The sequence below is a fragment of the Microbulbifer maximicatervae (SeqCode) genome, from assembly GCF_056231245.1.
Map to the genome: position 1 here is coordinate 3490155 of NZ_CP174334.1, position 20465 is coordinate 3510619.

17 protein-coding genes are annotated in these 20465 nt (G+C 42.7%); 13 read left to right on the plus strand and 4 right to left on the minus strand.

Annotated features, from left to right (window positions below):
• Positions 1-888: 888 nt before the first annotated feature.
• The 5 genes from ACJJIS_RS15225 to ACJJIS_RS15245 all read left to right on the plus strand — a co-directional run bounded on the left by ACJJIS_RS15225 (position 889) and on the right by ACJJIS_RS15245 (position 5612).
• Positions 889-2097, plus strand: coding sequence for an IS91 family transposase (locus ACJJIS_RS15225; protein WP_475708448.1), 1209 nt, complete (start codon positions 889-891; stop codon positions 2095-2097).
• A gap of 70 nt (positions 2098-2167) precedes the next feature.
• Positions 2168-2479: a hypothetical protein gene (locus tag ACJJIS_RS15230; RefSeq protein ID WP_475708449.1), complete on the plus strand. Its 312-nt coding sequence runs from the start codon at positions 2168-2170 to the stop codon at positions 2477-2479.
• A 63-nt stretch (positions 2480-2542) separates the two neighbouring features.
• On the plus strand, positions 2543-2983 hold the full coding sequence (locus ACJJIS_RS15235; protein WP_475708450.1) for a hypothetical protein: 441 nt from the start codon (positions 2543-2545) through the stop codon (positions 2981-2983).
• Positions 2984-3508: 525 nt separating this feature from the next.
• Positions 3509-5065, plus strand: a complete 1557-nt coding sequence (locus ACJJIS_RS15240) for a transposase (RefSeq protein ID WP_475708433.1) — start codon at positions 3509-3511, stop codon at positions 5063-5065.
• A 184-nt stretch (positions 5066-5249) separates the two neighbouring features.
• Entirely contained in the window at positions 5250-5612 is a 363-nt protein-coding gene (locus ACJJIS_RS15245) for a hypothetical protein (protein WP_475708451.1), read from the plus strand.
• Positions 5613-5646: 34 nt separating this feature from the next.
• Here ACJJIS_RS15245 and ACJJIS_RS15250 read toward each other — a convergent pair whose 3' ends face one another.
• Positions 5647-6588 carry an IS110 family RNA-guided transposase gene (locus ACJJIS_RS15250; protein WP_445360964.1) on the minus strand — a complete coding sequence of 314 codons (942 nt, stop codon included), beginning with the start codon at positions 6586-6588 and terminating at the stop codon, positions 5647-5649.
• A gap of 375 nt (positions 6589-6963) precedes the next feature.
• Between ACJJIS_RS15250 and ACJJIS_RS15255 the strand changes: the two genes are divergently transcribed.
• From ACJJIS_RS15255 to ACJJIS_RS15280, 6 genes are all read left to right on the plus strand, one after another.
• A complete protein-coding gene (locus ACJJIS_RS15255; RefSeq protein ID WP_475708452.1) occupies positions 6964-8508 on the plus strand; it encodes a transposase in 1545 nt (514 codons plus the stop codon).
• A gap of 155 nt (positions 8509-8663) precedes the next feature.
• The gene (locus ACJJIS_RS15260; protein WP_475708453.1) at positions 8664-8927 is read left to right on the plus strand and encodes a hypothetical protein; all 264 of its coding nucleotides are present in this window, start codon (positions 8664-8666) and stop codon (positions 8925-8927) included.
• A gap of 80 nt (positions 8928-9007) precedes the next feature.
• Positions 9008-9337, plus strand: a complete 330-nt coding sequence (locus ACJJIS_RS15265) for a CPCC family cysteine-rich protein (RefSeq protein WP_475708454.1) — start codon at positions 9008-9010, stop codon at positions 9335-9337.
• A 50-nt stretch (positions 9338-9387) separates the two neighbouring features.
• Positions 9388-9720 carry a hypothetical protein gene (locus ACJJIS_RS15270; RefSeq protein WP_475708455.1) on the plus strand — a complete coding sequence of 111 codons (333 nt, stop codon included), beginning with the start codon at positions 9388-9390 and terminating at the stop codon, positions 9718-9720.
• Positions 9721-10147: 427 nt separating this feature from the next.
• Entirely contained in the window at positions 10148-10540 is a 393-nt protein-coding gene (locus ACJJIS_RS15275) for a hypothetical protein (protein WP_475708456.1), read from the plus strand.
• Positions 10541-10601: 61 nt separating this feature from the next.
• A complete protein-coding gene (locus ACJJIS_RS15280; protein ID WP_475708457.1) occupies positions 10602-11066 on the plus strand; it encodes a hypothetical protein in 465 nt (154 codons plus the stop codon).
• A 483-nt stretch (positions 11067-11549) separates the two neighbouring features.
• On the opposite strand, the gene ACJJIS_RS15285 is transcribed toward ACJJIS_RS15280, so the two are convergent.
• The 3 genes from ACJJIS_RS15285 to ACJJIS_RS15295 form a co-directional block, all read right to left on the minus strand.
• Entirely contained in the window at positions 11550-12098 is a 549-nt protein-coding gene (locus tag ACJJIS_RS15285; RefSeq protein WP_475708458.1) for a transposase, read from the minus strand.
• A 161-nt stretch (positions 12099-12259) separates the two neighbouring features.
• Complete coding sequence (locus ACJJIS_RS15290) at positions 12260-16984, minus strand: RHS repeat domain-containing protein (RefSeq protein ID WP_475708459.1); 4725 nt, start codon at positions 16982-16984, stop codon at positions 12260-12262.
• Between the two features lie 216 nt (positions 16985-17200).
• Positions 17201-17596, minus strand: coding sequence for a hypothetical protein (locus ACJJIS_RS15295; protein ID WP_282931766.1), 396 nt, complete (start codon positions 17594-17596; stop codon positions 17201-17203).
• A 1790-nt stretch (positions 17597-19386) separates the two neighbouring features.
• On the opposite strand from ACJJIS_RS15295, the gene ACJJIS_RS15300 reads away from it, so the two are divergent.
• A complete protein-coding gene (locus tag ACJJIS_RS15300) occupies positions 19387-19710 on the plus strand; it encodes a hypothetical protein (RefSeq protein ID WP_475708460.1) in 324 nt (107 codons plus the stop codon).
• A 110-nt stretch (positions 19711-19820) separates the two neighbouring features.
• Positions 19821-20192, plus strand: a complete 372-nt coding sequence (locus ACJJIS_RS15305; RefSeq protein ID WP_475708461.1) for a VOC family protein — start codon at positions 19821-19823, stop codon at positions 20190-20192.
• Positions 20193-20465: the final 273 nt, after the last annotated feature.

Genomic DNA, 20465 nt, shown 5'->3' on the forward strand with positions numbered 1-20465 from the left:
TGAAGCCTATTAGATGCTCTTGAATACCTTACGTAAAAAGCCACTCGGCCGATAAGTCTCAACTAAAGATTATTCTTTAAGTAAATTGATAAAACGGAGGCTTTTGACCATTCCAGGGAGGTATTCATAAGTAGATTAAACAACCCTAGAATAGCCCTACTCCCCATCAGGAACGCTAATTGATACAAACCCTGAAACGTAAATGCTCAAGGAAATCTATAACCCAAGGCAATCGCAACGGAGCCACTCATTCTATGCGCACCTTGAAGGCTACAAGTAGTAAGCGCAACTCGCCGCAAATGGACCTAATTCTTTGCAAGCCCCGTAATGCGACAGCTATCGCCTTCAAGACACACCCTTCGACGTTTGTAGAGTTATTAGCAACTTGCACCACGACGTTGTAACGGTCCAGACATTTCCGTCGAACCGCGTCTTGATTGTGAAATGCCCGGTTAGCCAGAAATATCATGGAATTATTCAGCAGCACTCTAGGTTTTGAAATACCCAGGCCATAGCTGTTGCTCAATTCCAGCCCTATCTGCACTAACGGTCGCTAACAATTAATGGGTATACATAGGTATTTTTGATCATCTTGACTGTTATTTTTGAAGGATAGCTTTATCAGGAAAAAACTTAATGAAATACAATGAGTTACAAAACTAGTCTTTTTTGGGGATAGTAGTCAAAGTGATCATTTTTACATTTGGTACGATTAACATAAAAGCAAGTAATCTTTTGATTTGAATAACATTTTTTAGCCGAGGCGTAAGATTGATTCCAGGATAGTAATCAGGATAATAGTGATCATAATGATTACTATATAGCTGTTGTACAAACCCGCTGCGCGGGAGTGGTGCCACTTTTAAATTATAAGAGGCATTTTAGAAAATGCATAACCGGGTATTGCAAAATATATTTTCTGCGTACAGTGGTTATTTATCTAAAACTGCGCAACCACTAAAAAATTTAAAGGCTATCTCCTCGATACAAGAATGCCGTACAAAATCGATGGGAAGCAGTTATTATCGTTGTAAGCACAACCATGTCACTGAACAGCATCATTCTTGTAGGCATAGAAGTTGCCCCCTCTGCTCAGGCAGAAAACAGCTCCAGTGGGTTGATCAGCAGCGTCGTAAATTATTTGATACAGAACATTTTCATGTGGTCTTTACTATACCTCATGAGTATCTGCCGTTATGGCAATACAACGAAGAGAAGCTTACAGATATACTCTTTTTGTCGAGTAAAGAAACCCTGTTTGAATTAATGGCGAGTAAAGACTATCACGGAGTAACTCCCGGGATGCTTATGGCTCTGCATACTTGGGGAAGACAGTTAACTTTACATCCCCATATACACTGTTTGATAACTGCTGGCGGCTTGACTTTAAGGGAAAAATGGAAAGAAACAGGTGAATATTTATTGCCTGTGCGAGTGGTTAAGAGTCTTTATAGGGGAAAATTTCAAGCGCTTTTATTAGAACAGTATCGTGCCGGGTTACTCAAGCTTCCTCCCAGTTGGTCAATTGGCCAGTTTGATATCCTCTTTAAAGCTTGCTATCGCAAGGAATGGTCGGTTCGTATTCAAGAACGGTATGAGCATGGTCAAGGCGTTCTGCTGTATTTTTCACGCTACATCAAAGGTGGCCCGCTTAAGCCAAAGCAGATATTAAACGTGGATCATAAGGGGCTGGATTTTCGTTATTTTGATCACCGTGACCAGCGACGTAAGCAACTTCGGTTAAAGCCTCAGGAGTTCTTAAGACGTGTCTTGCAGCACATACCTCCAATAGGAAAACACATGGTACGGAGTTATGGATTATATGCTGGGTGCAATAAGAAAAAGCACGATCTATGTAGTAATCAAGTGGGTTTAATGAAAGATCAACGACTCCCAGCTGGATTGCAAATCCAAGATCTGATGGTAGAGTGTGGGCAGTGCCATGAATCTACAAAGTTGACTGGCCGAGTGTGGTCTAAGGCGAAAAAAGGAATTTCCTTTATAAAGGGGGCGGCTCGGCAAGATAGTGCCGGCGGGAATGTACAACATGGCGATGAACCAGACACTGCAGGAATGGGCCTCTTTAGTTCGGCCTAAATTCAATGCCAGGTCATTTTTTTTACCGCCTGCAGTGCAGGTTATCTAAGCGTTATGCGAAAATTTAAATATGGATGTATCTAAGTATTACGACAAGGCTAAGGAAGTTGGAGAGCTTGCAAAAACTCAGGCCCCATCCATTCTAACTGCTCTTGATTACAGCCCTGACGATGATCACCCATCATCGTGGGTGCCAAAAGTGCAGAAGTCTTTGCTTGATTTTTACAAGGAGTTTCCGGGGTCTGAAGTAGCCAACAAAGCCTTAAACCTATATATACAAGGTGCAATACTGGAAGATCGGGCCGAACGTAACATGGCCGTAAAAGTAGGGTTTGGGTGTTTAATCCTAGGTGTAGTCATCGGATGGTTTGTATGGGCTTAGCAGCGTATAACAAGGTTGAGCACAATCGCCCTTCGGGCTGGACCTCCGTAAGCGTCACACCTTTTGCAAAAACACGCAAAAGCTGTGCCACTTACTCCGGCCTGTGTCAACGGCGTTAAATGTCTTATGAAAGAAAGGATTATCTACGCAAGCCTATACCTTATAAATTCCCTATATCCATTAGGCGCAGGGTATGTGCTAATTTTCACAGCAAGGCCTGAGTGCATTACATTGTCAGACTATATAAAGTCATTCATGCAAGAGCCGCAGTCTGTTTATATATTTCAGGGCTTGGTAGGCTCGTTTATTTTAAACTTAGTTGCCTTTGGTGCAATCTTAAAAACACCAATGGCGCACCAAAATTTTAAATATGTATTGGCATATTTATGGTCACTGGTAATATTGGGCTCACTTTACTGGGGCGACTTAGTGTTTTTGTATGTTTTGGCGGCAGGTTTAATCTCATATGAATATTACAAAAAAATTTATCGCGCCAACATTTAACAAGTTTAGGCAGCGAACCAAAAAGCCTATGGCTTTTTGGTTCGCTGCTAAAAGCGTTATAAGGCAAAGAAATGAATCGAGTCTTGACAATAATTTTTCTCTCTTTGTTTAGTGCCCCAGTTTATGCGCATGACTTTACCTGGGTACTGTATGGTGAGGGCTTTGCGATCGCTAGCTGCCTAGTTTCTGTCTATCTTATTGGCAAAGGGAGCCGGGTGCGGTGGTCCGTCCTTCTTCTATTAGTCTGGGCTATCGTGTTTGGCTCTTTCTATGTCACTGAAAGCCTAATTTTGTTTTGTGCGCTCAATGTTATCCTCATAGTTGGCCAGCCAATAATGGCAAGGATCTATCAGGCAAAGCATCGTGCGTAATTCGCCCAATAACAAACACAGGCAGTATGCGCCGGCCCCTGTCGTGGCCTCTGCGGGACGGCCAACGCTACGCTGTGGGCGTTCAGGCTGTAGAAAAACTCTTAAAAGGTAGCTTTTTTGTTAAAATGGAGGTCTTGATGTCGAGATTATCCATATGCCCAATTTCAAACGTTACGATTACAACCAAGATGCAATGGTAATCATCAATTTCGAAGAGCAACTACAACCTGAAACCTTTGAGTTTACACTTCATCATCTGATTGATGACCATATCGACCTCTCTGTCTTCCATAAAAAATATCAAAATGATAGCGGCGGGCGAACCGCTTATGATCCAGCTATCCTCCTGAAAATCATATTGTTTGCTTACTCAAAAGGCATTACCTCAAGCCGTGAAATTCAATGGCAATGTGAGAACAATATCCTCTTCAAAGCACTGTCATGCGATACCGTTCCACATTTTACTAGTATTGCGAGTTTCGTAAGCAGTTATCCTGATGCGATTGAGTCGGTGTTTGAGCAAGTGTTACTGGTCTGCGATCAGCAGGGGCTGCTTGGCAACGAACTTTTCGCAATAGATGGATGCAAGATGCCATCCAATGCCAGCAAAGAACATTCGGGAACTTTTAAAGAACTAGAACAGAAGCAGGAAAAAATTCTCAAGAAGATCAAATATTGTCTCAAAGAGCACAAGAGGCTTGATGGCAGGAAGCCTAATGAAAAAGAGCGAAAACAAGCGGTAGCTAAAGCGGCGGATACTCTTCAGAAACACTTTGATAAAATTGATCAGTTCTTAAAGAATCACTCCCCCAGGATGGGACAAGGTAAAAACCCTAAAGAAGTAAAAAGTAATATCACAGACAATGAGTCAGCCAAGATGACTACCAGCAAGGGAACCATCCAGGGCTATAACGGCGTTGCCGCAGTTGATAGGAAGCATCAGATAGTTGTTGAAGCACAGGCCTTTGGTGAGGGGCAAGAACATCATACATTGAAGCCTATTCTCGATGGCATCAGTTGCCATTATCAGCATATAGGAATAGATGAAGACATCTTGGCCAAACAGGTCATCATTACTGCTGATACTGGGTTCTCCAACGACGCTAACTACAGCTACCTGCGAGAGAGCGGCATCAATGCCTATATACCTGACAATAAATTCCGTTCACGTGATAAAGCTTTTACAAAGCAAAAAACCAAGTATGGCAAGCGCAATCAAAAAGGTAGGGCTAATGTCCAGAAGACTATCCCAGCTAGTGAATTTACATTCAACAAGAAAAAGAAAACCTGTATCTGTCCTGCAGGAAAAGCGATGCTCTTGTTAAAAGAAGAGCATGTCAGTGAAGGTAAGAAAAAACTACTGTTCGAAGGGCGCCTCACTGACTGCAGGGAATGCAGCCTTAAAAATCAGTGTATGCGAAACCCGGAATCTGCCAGCTCTCGAAAAGGACATGGAAGGCAAGTATCCCTAACTTGGACAAACGGACGGACAGCCACTGACTGGATGAAAAAGCGGGTTGATAGTATCGAAGGCAAGACCATTTATGGACATCGAATGTCTGTTGTCGAGCCAGTGTTCGGGAACATTGGTACCAACAAGCGATTGAATCGCTTCTCGCTACGAGGAAAAAGTAAGGTTCAGGGACAATGGCAGATGTTCTGCTTGGTACATAATATAGAAAAGTTGATGAGATATGGCAGTATCCATTGATTGAGTATAAATTAGGGGCATCAAGGCGCCTAAATTTAATACAATGAAAGAAATTTAGTGGTATCGCTAAATTTAGACCGAAATTTTTGTTTGGAGGAACCTGAGGAATGACAGCTTTTTCTAAAACTGTTTTTCTACAGCCTCGTTATGTTTCTCCAAGTACGAAATTAAAGAGTAGTTAGTTGTGAGTTTTTCGATAATGTTTAGTATCAGTCCCATTCCTGAGAATGATGAAGAGGCTTGGGATGAATTTGATGATCGAGAAGAAGCAAACGAAGATTCTGAAATGCCTCCTCACCCAAAGATGGTAGAGTTAATCAAAAAGCTCACAGAAAAATATCCTTGTGTAACAAAAGTGCCTGAATCTGAAATTGATAATGTTATTTGGGCCGATGGTCCTTTAGAAAATAATATTATCGGAGATTTAGCAATTCTTGCAGTAGCGTTTTCTAAAATTGAAGAGTCCTTCGATCACGTAGTAGAAACGGCTAAAAGCCTAGGTATAGTTTGTTATGATCCACAAGAAGAAGTTATATATCGTCCGTAAACATAACAAGTGACTATGGTTGCTCGTCAAGTTATTAAGCCATACTTTCATCCCAGTAGGTGTTATTTTTCACCATCGTATTCAGTATCGTAATCTGCTTTCTCATGCAGGCAATCAGAGCGACCTTTTTAGGTTTGCCAGCGTCGACTAATCGCTTGTACATCGGCTTTAGTTTGGGATGATGCTGTATGGCCGACATGATGGAAACAAACAAAACCGTTCGTACACGATGCCTTCCACCCCGAATATATCTCTTTCCCTGGAAGCTGCCGCTATCACGGTTCATCGGGGCGATACCGACAAGTGCAGCGATTTCTTTACGGTTCAATTTTCCTAGCTCGGGAAGTTCACTCATCAGCGTATAAGCCAATACATTTCCGACTCCTTTAGCGCTTAACAATAGGTCTCGCCTTTGCCGCCACTCAGGCACACTGTTAACCAGTTTATCTAGTTGTTTGTCGATACTTTGTAACTCTTTCTTGATGGTGTTTAGAATGGTCCGTATAGGTTTGTGTACTGATTTCGGCATTCTCTGAAGCCGATTCTTTTGCATTGTACTCATTTCTAAACACTGACTTCGTACTACCAGTAAGTCACTGATATTCCTGAGTTTTTCTGGCTTTAGCTCCGATAGTCTTGGCTTCATGGCCTCACCAAAATGTGCAATATCCATTGCATCTAGCTTGTCAGTTTTGGCGAGGCGCCCTGCGGATTTAGCGAAGCTTCTTATCTGTGAAGGGTTGCAAACAACAACAGGTAATCCTGCTTTGTCGGCGGCGCAAACAAACTCTAATTCGAGTCTTCCTGTAGACTCTATTAATACTCTTTGAGGTTTAAGAGGTTGTAGTTGTTTAATGGCATCCTTAATGCCGTTTTTATCATTGGCAACACTAAAAAACTGGCCAGTAGGTCTCACATAAATATCGAGTTGTTTACTGCTGGTATCGATACCGACATTGATCTCTTTAGGTTCCATAAGATAAGCTATCTCCGCCTTGCTATTCGGGCTCGAGGCCCACATGACTATTCGAGTTATGCCTAGTGAGTGTCTGTCACGTTCCTACTTGTTAACGGTCTTTATAAACCGGCGCAGCAACGAACTGTGACAAACAAGGCCTTCGGTGGCCGCCGAAGGTGGGTCTCAATTTACCCGTTAGCGAAAAGGATTTTCAACATCAGAATCAGGCAAGAACAACCATACAAGCCGCAGCAATCGCTCGGGTTGGTCACTGGGACAGCCAAAACGCTGCTCTTATTTGTCTGCCCCTGTGCGGGGCGTTCAGGCTGTAGAAAAACTCTTAAAAGGTAGCTTTTTTGTTAAAATGGAGGTCTTGATGTCGAGATTATCCATATGCCCAATTTCAAACGTTACGATTACAACCAAGATGCAATGGTAATCATCAATTTCGAAGAGCAACTACAACCTGAAACCTTTGAGTTTACACTTCATCATCTGATTGATGACCATATCGACCTCTCTGTCTTCCATAAAAAATATCAAAATGATAGCGGCGGGCGAACCGCTTATGATCCAGCTATCCTCCTGAAAATCATATTGTTTGCTTACTCAAAAGGCATTACCTCAAGCCGTGAAATTCAATGGCAATGTGAGAACAATATCCTCTTCAAAGCACTGTCATGCGATACCGTTCCACATTTTACTAGTATTGCGAGTTTCGTAAGCAGTTATCCTGATGCGATTGAGTCGGTGTTTGAGCAAGTGTTACTGGTCTGCGATCAGCAGGGGCTGCTTGGCAACGAACTTTTCGCAATAGATGGATGCAAGATGCCATCCAATGCCAGCAAAGAACATTCGGGAACTTTTAAAGAACTAGAACAGAAGCAGGAAAAAATTCTCAAGAAGATCAAATATTGTCTCAAAGAGCACAAGAGGCTTGATGGCAGGAAGCCTAATGAAAAAGAGCGAAAACAAGCGGTAGCTAAAGCGGCGGATACTCTTCAGAAACACTTTGATAAAATTGATCAGTTCTTAAAGAATCACTCCCCCAGGATGGGACAAGGTAAAAACCCTAAAGAAGTAAAAAGTAATATCACAGACAATGAGTCAGCCAAGATGACTACCATCCAGGGCTATAACGGCGTTGCCGCAGTTGATAGGAAGCATCAGATAGTTGTTGAAGCACAGGCCTTTGGTGAGGGGCAAGAACATCATACATTGAAGCCTATTCTCGATGGCATCAGTTGCCATTATCAGCATATAGGAATAGATGAAGACATCTTGGCCAAACAGGTCATCATTACTGCTGATACTGGGTTCTCCAACGACGCTAACTACAGCTACCTGCGAGAGAGCGGCATCAATGCCTATATACCTGACAATAAATTCCGTTCACGTGATAAAGCTTTTACAAAGCAAAAAACCAAGTATGGCAAGCGCAATCAAAAAGGTAGGGCTAATGTCCAGAAGACTATCCCAGCTAGTGAATTTACATTCAACAAGAAAAAGAAAACCTGTATCTGTCCTGCAGGAAAAGCGATGCTCTTGTTAAAAGAAGAGCATGTCAGTGAAGGTAAGAAAAAACTACTGTTCGAAGGGCGCCTCACTGACTGCAGGGAATGCAGCCTTAAAAATCAGTGTATGCGAAACCCGGAATCTGCCAGCTCTCGAAAAGGACATGGAAGGCAAGTATCCCTAACTTGGACAAACGGACGGACAGCCACTGACTGGATGAAAAAGCGGGTTGATAGTATCGAAGGCAAGACCATTTATGGACATCGAATGTCTGTTGTCGAGCCAGTGTTCGGGAACATTGGTACCAACAAGCGATTGAATCGCTTCTCGCTACGAGGAAAAAGTAAGGTTCAGGGACAATGGCAGATGTTCTGCTTGGTACATAATATAGAAAAGTTGATGAGATATGGCAGTATCCATTGATTGAGTATAAATTAGGGGCATCAAGGCGCCTAAATTTAATACAATGAAAGAAATTTAGTGGTATCGCTAAATTTAGACCGAAATTTTTGTTTGGAGGAACCTGAGGAATGACAGCTTTTTCTAAAACTGTTTTTCTACAGCCTCGTTAAATGCTTATGCAATACGAATCTGGAGAAGAAGTAAAATTGGGTGATATCGTTGAATACGATGTGGGCCCAAACGAATTCATATCTGCAAATGTTGTAATGCTCGGAGAAGACTATTCTCACAGCGAACTAGAAGAAGGATTTTTGCAATGGGTTACAACAGACAACGTTTTAGAAAAAGATAATGTCGTTGTAGAAGTAGAGCATGAAAAAGACAGCTACATGTTTACAACGTTGTGTTGCTTCAAGCTGAAAAGACGAGCAGATGCCTAATCATGCATTTAACCAGGCTAGGCACCGGACTACGCACTGCGTGCTTCGCTCGGTGCTAGCGGCGTTATAAGGAATAAGTAGTGCTAGAGAAGATAAAGGCATTATTTAGTAAAAAGGCTTTTGAATGGTATGAACCAGAAGATCCAACTCCAAGAGAGCAGTGCCCTTACTGTGATTACATTTCACTACCTGAGCGAGGCAACTATTTAATTTGTCCAGTGTGCTTTTGGGAGGACGATGGGCAAGATATTGATGAGCTGGATGTTGGTTCAGGTCCAAATCATGGCATTACGCTAAGAGAAGGACGAAAAAATTTTAAAGATCATGGTGCATGCGAAATTGAAATGGTTAAGCATGTTGTCTCAGTTGAGCAAAGAGAGCAGTTTAAGTATGTGCCTAGAAACTTATAACCAGTGCCCGCACAGGAAATCGCTGACGCTCTTCCTGTGGGGCAGGCGTTATGTTTCTGGAGAGAGAAGTGGGTAGTAGGCGTAAGCGAGAGGAGTTTGATGAACTATTATCTAGGGTTCTCTTATTTCTATTAGGCTCGGCTTTATTCACTGTAGTAGCTGGAGTTTTATATCGAGAGGGATCTGATAGTGGACCAGCAGTTGCCTTTGGTTTTGTACTTATGACCATCGCATCGCCACTTATCTTCGTAAGTATTTTTGGTAGTAAAATTCGTGCCCAGAAGTGGGCAAATAATACGGGCAACCATGAAATTTTGATCTTATTTTTCCTCATGGCCTGGGCTATAAGCTACCTGCTCAAGAAGGCCTTGAGGAAAACATAACAAGTTGCTGAAATTCGTTCCGGGTGCAAAAGAACGCCCCCTCCACCGGACAGCCTGCACTGCGTTTCGGCTGCCGTTTAGCAAAGCGCTATGTGTAAATAGAAATTATGAGCAAAAAAGTAAAAATCACGCTCACGGAAGATGAAGCATGGGTTCTGTTTGAGCTGACTCGTAGGTTTAGTGATTCAGACAAACTTATGATTGAGGACCAGGCAGAAGAAAGAGCGTTATGGAACTTGTGTTGCGTATTTGAGAAAACATTGCATCAAGATTCTGATCTTGAGTATCGAGACTTCATTCGACAATGCAGGAATAAACTCAGAGATGAACCTTAAAATACACATAACAAGAGCCGGCACGATCAAAAATGCTGTGCATTTTTTGGACCTCCGGTCCGTGCGGCTAGGCATTATAACTCAGGATAGAAATGAGCACCTTACAAAAAGTCTGCGATAAGCTATTAAATAATGCTGATTTAACTTTATCAGTTGACGGTTTGAGCGGCGTAGTAAAATTGGAGTTTTATCCAGCAGCATTCGATGGTGTTATTACGTTATATTGCGCTGATTATTCAAGACTAAACTATAGAAAGTCAGCAGGTGACGAAGATGCAATATTCGTGGGTGAAGTAAACATTACCATAAAAGAAGATATTGCCAGCGTAGCAAAGCTATATAAAGAAGACGGATGGCAATCTTACAGCCAAGAGTTGCTCAATCCGGTAGCTCACATAGAGGTTGAAGGCGGAGCTATGCTTAGCATCGTGTGTGAAAAGCTTAGCTGGCAAGAAAGCAATAGTGGAATTCAAATTGTACTGTAGAACAGTTATAACAAGCAAAGGCCGCCGACGTAAAAATACGCCGCTGATTTAAGCATTATATATGAAGATTGAGCGATTAGATAGTAAGTCAAAATTGGTTGGATATACTGCACTTGCACTTTCGGTGTTTGCTCTTGCATCAGGATACTTCCTTTATAGCGATTTTCCTCAGGGAGAAAGAATTTTTACCCAGGTTGGCTTGCTTGAAAGAATTAAAACTAGATATGTTGGGAAAGGTGATTATCTACACACCATCATCATTGAAGACCAAGAATTCAAGTATTCAAACTCCTCTAAAGACATATTTGACAACCTTCAAGTTGGGGATGAGCTAGAACTGGAATACTACACATCAAAGATCGATAAAGACCAATACATAGTTGGAGCTTACTACGATAACAGGCGACTGATTTCTGGTATTGAGGAAAAAGAGAAACTAATTTTGAGATTAATTTTGCCTTTTTCTATTAGTTTAGGTCTCTTTTGGTTCGGTATATTTGAGCTTCGTGGAGTGCGGCATGCATAACGAATACAAGCATATCCACAAATAGGACACCCATGAATCATGTGGGAGGGGGAAATCAGCGGAATAAAAAGCCATGCTCAACAGAGGGGCATCGAAGAACAATTGTGCGGAGTATTTAGTCTATTTTGGGCATGCAGGCCTTTCAGCACATGGAGCGAACGGGTATCGATCGGCGGGATTAAAAATGGTTCATTTTAGTTTAGATGAGGGGTAAGAGAGAAACTTCTGGCAATCAAGCACACCTTGAGCCCAGCGTTTATTCAATAAGTTACACGCTTGCCGTACTGCTTCAACCGACCCTACTAAACCTTTAAATCGGCTTTCAAAATTTCGGTTGAGGTAAAGCCAGTGCTCAGACGAAATACCCAGGCGTTCAAGTATAGGAGGGGTATTTTCAGCGATAATACCGCGCTTTCTGGGATCTAGATGCCAACCACTTCAATCCACCAACTCCAAATAGAGGCCCATCTGAAAAGGTCAACCTTATGGCATGTTTAAGCGCTCATCTCCCACAAACGGCAGTAAACTTCCGGGTTGCTCGGCGGTGATTGCAGAGCGAATACGCAGTTGAATAGAGGTGTAATCAGAGTATTCAGGCGTTTTGGCAAAATTAGCGCGGATAGGGTTTAGGTCTACATAGGCCATGCAAGCGGCGAGGGCTTTTTCATCCAGTAAAGCCTGCGATTTAAATCGCCCCGCCCAAAAACGGCCTGTACACTTGTCTTCAGCATTGGCTTGCCGAGCGATAGACTCGTTGAAACAGCGCGTAAACCAACCGATATCTATTAAACGCTCACGCCATATAGCGGTGACTTCTTTTAGTTTTTCCAGCTCACAGTGATCGAGGGTATCGCCTTTGAGATAGTGCAGAGCCAGAAAGGGAGCCCGAAACAGCTTCTCCGAACGGGTAATTGCCTCTGCAAGTTGCTTTAAGTATTCGCGAAATAGAAATACCAATGTATTTTGAGAGCTCTGAAGTTGATTGGCGAAATTTGCGGAGCTTGGCAACCAATTGACAATGATAGATTTCATATATTTGCAAATGAGCGGGCAGATACACAAAAAAGTTTACATTACCTATTTCCGGATAAGAATAACTTTAGAGCACTACTTTACCATTGCACAATGATAAAGTAGCGCTTTACACTCAAGAAATGCAATTTAAACCTGTCCGTTATTTCTATTGGTTTAACTTATACGCAGAACATCGCTGCTACATCTGCTACTTCTTCTGCTTCACTTACTACACCTACTACATCATCGACTATCCCCCCACCGTCTCCTCCATCTTCAAATATCTCATCTTTATTTCGGTTAGCTCGCTTTGTATTTATACCTCGAGGGAGTGTCCGAAATGTCAACTGATCCACATCCGGAAGTACTTCAGCGCCATCCAGAATATCTTGATTGTCATTGGGTCTGGGCCTCCAGGCTTCGTACCAATATTGCCCGCCCTCATCTCTTTCAATAGAGACAACTGAGTCTGAATCAAACCCCTCCCCCTCCCGCTTCAAATAAGCAAATATTTGGTCTGGTGAATTCGCGTACCCAAAAGCTTCAATATTTGGAGGAGCGTCAATATTGCCATCATTTGGAGGAGCAACAATATTGCCATGATCAGGAACAATACCATCCAATCCCTCTACTTCTGGCGGCTGCTCACCTTGAGGAATATTCTCACGCGCCATGCGTGACCAGACACTCCACGCGCCATATCCGAAGATTGCCGCACCGACGGCCGAGCCCACACCGATACCAATCTTTGCTGCGGTTGAAAGATGCCCAGAAGGATCTTGCTTCATGACAGGGTTCCCATCGGCATAGGTGTAAGGATTCATAACCAAGAAGCTATCTCGACTCACAAACCTCATCCGTTGCGCCGCGTAGTACCGGGCCCTCAGATAGAGCAAGCTCGATTCTGAGTCGACATATTCTCCACAATAAGCAAATGGATTGTCAGTGATGCTACCGCTCTGGGATGACCTACAGTTGCCATATACGTCGTAGACATACTCGCTACTGATAGAACCTGAGGTATCGAAAGTCATAAGAACATTTTGTCTATCGAGTAGATAAGACTGGAGCTCAGATGACGAGTCTTTCTTCAGCACACGAGCGAGTCGCGACGATGCTGATATTATGTAGCTAGCCTCTGAATCCCCCTGAACTTCATTGATGATATTGGCATTGCTAGCGTTGTCGTAATAATAGTGAATGATTTCCTCATCACCGGTTTGCTTGGTTGCACGCAGGCCATTGGGATAATAGGTGTAGGTCGTATTCTCGCCGTCACTTGAGGTGAATTGTGTGAGTTGATTCAATGCATTGTATTGGTAACTATTGCCATTTTCATCTTTAATCAGATTGTTGTTTTCATCGTAGTTCAAAGCCTGATCTTGAGCGCCAGCCACGCTGATGGAATTTAGCCGGTTATCAGCATCGTAGGTGTAATTTGTCTCCGCACTTTCAGTAGAGGGCAGTGAGCGGGTGCAAGTTTTGATATTGGCTAGCGCATCATAGCTATAAGATACGGTTTCGAGAGGGTTGCCTTGTAGGTCTACAGATGATTCCCCGATGACTTGTCCAACACCATCATATACGAATGAAACATCGCGGTTGAGTGTACTTGAGCCCCCAGGGTGTCGGTAGCTAATGGCGGTTACGAATGAGGTCGTTGCATCGTAGCTGTAGGTGAGGGTAATAGGCTCATCTTCACCCGTACTGGTAGCGATGATTTGTTGGGGGCGCCCATAACCGTTATAGGTGTAAGCGAGCTTGACCCCATTTGAATAGCTCACCGAGGCTATTTTTCCCACATTAGCTTTATCGATATCCTGAGTGATATAGGTGATTCCCACAGAAACAGAGCCATCGTCCCGAGCGATTTTAGCGAGCCGGCCATAACTGTCGTAGGAATAGCTACACTGATGCCCGAGCGCATCAATGGATGAAGTCAGAAGGCCCGTATTGACATCGTAGTTCCACGAAACTGTTTTCCCGTCTGGATAACTTATTGAAGAAATATTGCCATCAAGCGTGTAGGTGTAGCTGAGCAGTGCATCGCTTTCCCCATTCACGAAGCGCTCGATGGAAGTGCGCTGCCCGACACCATCGTATTCATAATGAATTTCAATGCTCGAGCCATTCTCGGTGTACGAATGAGAAGAGACTCGCTTGTTTAGATCATAGGTGCTGTTTACCTGTGATCCACTAAACTGGGTGATCTGAGTCCTATTTCCTACCGCATCATAAGTAAATTCTCGAGTTTGTTCCGTCAGTGTGGCTTCTTGTGTGAATTCCCCGAGTTCATTGTAACTACGATTTGACGACGCTTCTGTCTGAGACGTACCTTCAAGTGTACAAGTGCTCTGAAGCATATTCCCATTTAGATCTCGCGAGGCCACTAGTGTGCGCTTGAGATTTGCACCACCGAGACAATACTGGGTGGGGCTTTGGAGGATATTGTAGGATCTCGCTAGAGAAAACTGTTGAGGGGTCTGCTGATCCCCAATACTGGTCTGTACATTGAGTTGAAAAGCGTTCCACAAGCGTGTAGCGCAGGCGTACTGATTAGCATTGTGTCTATCGAACTTTTTAGCCGAAGCGACAAGTCTTTGTTTATATTCTTTTTTAGCTCTTTTCTTGAATTTACTAAGAAGTGGGCCGCCAGACTTCTCAGGACCGTAAGTCACTTCAGTTGATTTCAGCGAATTAAAAGAGCTTGCTTTCGTGCAAGCTACCGAATCATATTCGTATCCCGATATATTGCCAAGGGCATCAGTCTTAGAGGCTAATTGGCTGCGTGCGTTATAGGCGTATGTGACTTTTGAAGCTTCGCCTAGAACACCCAATTGTACGCTGAGACGCCCAAGCTGATCATAAGTATTCGTCGTTAAGGTTCGCTCTGCCCCACCCTTCACAGGATAATCACTTTGCTGGATAAGTTGCCCAAACCCGTTGTAGTAGTACTTCTGTTCGTAACCGTTGGCATCGAGCTTTCGCATTATGTTACTGGTAAGATCGTAGCTCCATGTTGTGGTGTTACCCATAGGGTCAGTGCGTATTACGGTTGCTTCAGCGAGGTCATAGTTATACGTAGTGATCGCACCCACGGCGTTGCTAGTTGAGGTTGGGAAACCAGTACATAAATCGTAAACCTCATTAGAGGTGTTGCCAAAGAAATCGGTTGTGGCATGCGTCAATGTGTGTGCGGTAGAGTCAAGAATATTTTCGAAGATCGTGTTGGTTTTCGCAATTCCAGAATGATCTGGTGCTGCTGAACCCCAGGTACGCGTGGAGGAACTGGGACGGCCAGCAGTGTCATACTCAACAGAGGTCACGAGTAGTGGATTAAGTAGGCCATTCACTTCAGTCCCGCGGGTGGATGTGAGGATGTGCTTCTTATCATCTGAAAGTTTATTGTCCGTTCTTATAATCTCTGGTGTTTGACTAAGTACTCCTCTGGGTTTGTAATCGTATACCTTAACGGAAGTGGGCATACCAAAACTGATATCGTATTCAACCTCTCCCTTTTTGACGAGCTGTAATTCACCCTCTATCTGTTCGTACTCTTCGATAGAGGCAATTTGACCATTGTCTGTGTAGCTGCGAATAATTTTAGCGGGTCTGGTGTCTTCTTGCTCGTTGTAGAAGGTGCTTAGCTTTTCTGCAATCAGTTGATAATTTGGATCGAGCTGGTTGTAGGGGGGGAAGTCGCCGTCCGTTTCACCAACATAAGTGTACGCTATTTCTTGGATGCGTTCGCTTCCATCTGCTGTGAAGGTGGTCGACTTTAGAAGAAGGTGCAGATTGTTGTACTGATTAACGACCAACGTTTTGTTATTGTTGATCGTGGTGTAATACCTGTAATTATTGTCATTACTTTGAAATAAAGTATCTGATGCTGTAGATGCGACCTCATACGTAGGGTTCCCAAGATAATTATGGCCATCTGGACCACTTTGCTCAGGGTGATAATTATAGGTTGTGCTACGGGTTTCTTCTTCATAGGTGTTGATCACCTTGCTTACGACATCTTGTTGCTCTTGTTGTCCAGAACTATCTTTGTAGTAGATTGTACTGTAGTCAAACGTCGAGCTGACTTTATTGGGATAGTTGACGTTCGAGAGGAGCTTGCTATTTATAAGGCCTCCGTTGTAAATAAAGTGCGTGGTCAAGCCCATAGGGTCAATGTAGGAAACCAGCGCGCCCTCAAGCAGCTGGTAAGAATAGGTGATCGGGTTAGGGTTGGCATCGGATTTTGGGTAAATCACGTCGATGGAGTCACTACTGAGTGAAATCGATAGGTTTTGTCCGTATGCATCAGTAACACTGATAAGCTTCGCCTGTGTAATGGAAGCATCGCTTGAATCATAGGTAAAAAGCAGATGGTTTCCATTTTTGTCGTCCCAACAGATCAATTTCCCCTGGGCATCGAAATACTGATGATGGCCGTCTAAAAAGGTCAGTAGGTATGCATAAAGGGTACTTGGGACATAGGGCAAATTAGGGTACTGCCCTGGACTATACTGCGTCATTTCAAGATTTTTCTGGTAGTAATACTGCAAGCCAGAAGGACTTTCCAGACTCAAAACATAGGTTTGGCTACCGTTGAGAGTCAAGATCCCATCATTAATGTAACTTAACGAATAGGACCATCCTATAGGTAGACCAAACAATTGTTCATAGGAACCTACGGTCTCCTGCGCGTATGTGATCCCGAGATTCACTTCCATCGAGAGAATCCCTTTTAGAGGTGGCGATGGAATCGTAACGCTGAGTAAACCAGTACGGGGATTGACTTGGGTAAGAAAATTCTTCGCATAATTTTTGGCGACAGAGGATGAGTTAGAGCCAGTGGAGGTGCTAGCGATATTGGTGGTACTAGAAAAGTTTGCCATCTGGTCGAAGTTTGACACGTGCTCACCTTATATAAATATAAAAGCTACGCAAACAGATTAACTGTGTCTTGTTATCTCCACACGCCTTATCCTACAACCTGACAGCTGCTCACATCGACTTTAGAGCTACGCTCTTATGGCGCGCGAGCACAGGCTGGCTAATTGTTTGCATTGGTGTAAAAAGAGATGACGTCTATGAGCCATCAATGAATTCCGAAAATATAATAATACTGTTTATGCACCTTCACGGTACCAAACAACGAGGTGTGCTGAGTGACTCTTGGCGTCGATCATAGACAGTCGTGAGTAGTATGCCTGTACGGAATTAAGGGTTTCATTCAGAAAATTGACGGCATTTTGATACATTGTGCTATATCCGTCTGAATCGTTGAAGGTTTCGTAATTCCAAGTCTGTGACAATGTGTCAACTGAGCCAGCGGGTGCCGCGTCGTCTGTGTAAATAATGACACTCCGGCAATTGCCGCCATGTTCGTTTGAACTTGCGATTTTTACCGAATCGCGGCCATTCTGGCTTAAGCTATTAAGGCTATTTTGTACTTGCCCCCACAAAGTATCGCTGTCTGACTCACCATCTGCGTAGGATTTATAGATGTAAGTGTTTGTAGCCATGTTAGTTCCCATTAATGTTTATGATATATACAGCCACAGGCTTGCCCATTTTTTAACAAAAAGCCCTCTTAATACGGCAGAAAGTTTTTTTAAGATAAAAGGCAATTTAAGTGCCAAATACTAAAGCCCTCCCGATCAGTTTTTGCTTTATAGATACTGACAGAAACTTAAAAATAATTGGCGCTTGAACAAACCTGTTAATTAAAAATACTACAGAAAAAAATATTTAAACCATAGGCGGCCAATGAAAGAGCTTGGCTCTTCACTTCAAAACTTTTCTGAAATCGCCCATGGAGAATCTAGTAAACACTATTCTAAATTCAATGTCGATAGTCATGAAAACGCAAAGAAAATCTGCAGCCATTTAATTACAGCTCATAGCACTTAGATTTGAATTTTTCAGCCAAGATTGACACTTAAGTATTACCCCTCCCACAAGGTAAATGCCTTAAGGCGTTTATCCTTGGACGCTAACGCTCTACAAAATATTTATTGAATTTCAAAGAGTTTTAAAAAAGAAATGATCCACAACCACCAGGAATAAGCGCCTCAAGACCACCTCCACAAAACAGATAGATTGTAGTTTTTTCTATAACCAAGTTATTCAAAGATATTTTTACTTAATAGTTGAATTTTTGTTAAATAGAGATATACGGCCGGAGATAAGTATCTAGAGGCGTATATTAAATCTGCAATGGCGCCATAATGCCATCCACATTCCGCCAATCTGATATTCTTCGCAAATACAAAGGGAATTTATATTCCTTACAATCCTGGAAATCACTTGGGAACATATGTTCAGAAAATTCGCACAAACATGCATTTAGCTAAGTTAGAATTCCAATTCCCCCGTCCGTCAAAAATGCCATAACGAATTGCTACAATTGACATCCTACACTCCATTTGTATTGTGCTAGAAAACATTAGTACAATGCAAGCTCCATTCAGGCCGCAACTGAGCAACGCGTTAGTGCTATCAAAAGTCGAAAAAGTTGCATTAGGAGGTAATGTAGCTCATGATCTTGTATCGTGAGAAAAAAACGGCAAAACCTCGATTATCACTATTTCTCCTGCATATAATCATAAAGAATGAAAATCCTTTAAATTTTCTAATATTCAAGAACGATATGAGCAGGATTTAACTGATGGAGAAGACTTGCTTGAATATCCATTGCCTATTATTGGCTTTGATTACAAAAGACTGCCGAGAAGTAATTGGAGTTTTTGCCTAAATGCAGCAGATATTGAATGGGGATTTTTTTCTGATTGACCGGAAAATGCATAGCAAAGCACTCTTGTTCGGCACTACCGTGGCTGGAGCCGCTGATACGCATCCGCTTCACAGCAGTCACGAAGCTTGGCGTTATAAGCCATGATAAGAAAGTGCCCACAATATGGAAAGCAAGCGGTAAAAGTCAGAATGCTGTCTTTTTCAAACCGCATGCACTGTGAAAAGCGCTTCTTTCAGTACGAGTACACTTCGTTGTCAAAATGGGTACTCGCATTTATAGGCGCCACTATTCCAATGCTGGCTATTATATTGGGTTTGGCCAGTAAGAGTTGGGTTGTGTTCGGTATAGTACTTATCATAGTCCCGTTTCTGAGCGAGTTACTGTTTGCAAAGTACTGTGCTTTAAAGCCTGTAGGTGTACGAGCGTTAAGGGCAAAGTTACGTGGTAAAAGATGATAACAAGTTTCTCAATTTCGTTCCGACCACGAAAAGCTCGGCCTCCACAGGATAGCCTGCGCGTTACTTCGGCTGCTCATTAGCAAAGCGTTGGACATATTTGATGATTCACAATATATTTAAAGTAATGTTGCTGGCTATCCTCTTAACAGAGATCTCCACTGCTACAGCTACTTCGATCGGTTTTTGCACGCCTCATGTGGAGTATTTAGGAGAGCGAAATATTGAAGGCAGCTTTGTAATCGCTCTCACTATTGCGAAGAATGGCACATTGATTGATACTAAACCAGAGGACATTAATCCTGAAGAATTACGCGCTTATGCAGAATGCTTGGCAAAGCATTCAAATTTTTACCTATCTACATGGCTGCCAAATCCAAGTGAAGGACTGCATAGAATTCCAATTTTATTTAAAGTAGAGGCGTAACTTTTTCTGATCCGTTTAGAGTGCATCAGCCTAGCAAGCACAAGCAGTTATGTGCTGGTCGTCCCTGTTGTAGCCGTCATTTATCATAAATCAATAAAAGAGAATATATTTTGATAAAGCTCTCTATAAGTATTGATGTTTCTAACATTAAACAAGCTGAGGATTTTTATATTAAAGCTCTTGGTTGTAAAAAGCTAAGGGATCAAGCTGGGATGTCAGTAATTTCAGTAGAGAACTGTGATATTTATCTACAAGAGAAAGAGGCTCGATCAGCAGCAGCCCCCACCGAGACAGCTGAGCGAAATTATTCTCGTCATTGGACCCCCGTTCATATTGACTTTCTAACTGAAAACGTAGATGAAATAGTTAAGCGAATTGTTAAACTAGGCGGAAAGCATGAAGGAGGAGAAAGAGGTGACTGGGGTACTATTGCATATTGCTCAGATCCTTTTGGTAATGGGTTTTGTGTAATTAATGAGTAAAATACATACCAAGCACATTAGTCGATCAATGCTGACCGGGCCTATTGGACGTATATTCTTGTAGACGGAAATGTTGCTACGAGAGGTTGCATTCTAGAACTAGATTTAGATAAAAATTGGTTCAAATATTCTAAGGAAACAAAGAATTCCCCTCAAGACAACCCCTTTAAAAAAGGAGATCCACAGAGAGGTAAGTGGTATCTTGAAACCTATGAAGGAACTTATAAGGAGATATGGGTGGCCCCTAAAAAGTCTCTAATTCTCTCGCGTGAA